The 452-nt window shown below is 82.5% G+C and carries 1 protein-coding gene; it reads left to right on the top strand.

All coding sequences use genetic code 11. The features are described 5' to 3' along the window. Positions 1-52 precede the first annotated feature (52 nt). Positions 53-452 (top strand): molybdopterin cofactor-binding domain-containing protein (locus tag E2C05_RS32495; protein ID WP_240047005.1); only part of this gene is annotated, 400 nt, incomplete at its 3' end.

Genomic DNA, 452 nt, shown 5'->3' with positions numbered 1-452 from the left:
ATCCGCGCCGCGCTCGGCCGCGCCGCCGCGCTCCTGGCGGCGGAGGGCTGAGATGCCGGCCCGCCGCCGCGCCCTGCTGCAGGGCCTGGCGATCCTGGCGGTGGCGCCGGCGGTGCCGGCCTGCGCCGCCCTGCCGGTCCTGCCATCCCGGCCCGACCCCGGCGAAGGGGCGGCCGGCTGGGTCGGGCTGACGCCCGCCGGGCAGGTGCTGCTGCAGGCGCCGCGGCAGGAGATGGGGCAGGGCGTCGCCGGGGCGCTGCGGCGCATCGTCGCCGCCGAGCTGGACCTGCCGCCCGAGGCGATCCTGCTGCGCCTGCCCGCGACCGATGCGATGCCGCCGGTCCGGGCGACCGTCGGCAGCGAGAGCCTGCAGGTCTTCGCCGCGCCGCTGGCCCGCGCCGCCGCCGCGCTGCGGGCCGAGCTGGAGCGGCGGGCGGCGGCCCGGCTGGGCG

It is taken from the genome of Paracraurococcus ruber (genome assembly GCF_004353985.1).
Classification (GTDB): domain Bacteria; phylum Pseudomonadota; class Alphaproteobacteria; order Acetobacterales; family Acetobacteraceae; genus Paracraurococcus; species Paracraurococcus ruber.
This window is presented reverse-complemented; position numbering and strand designations above follow the sequence as displayed.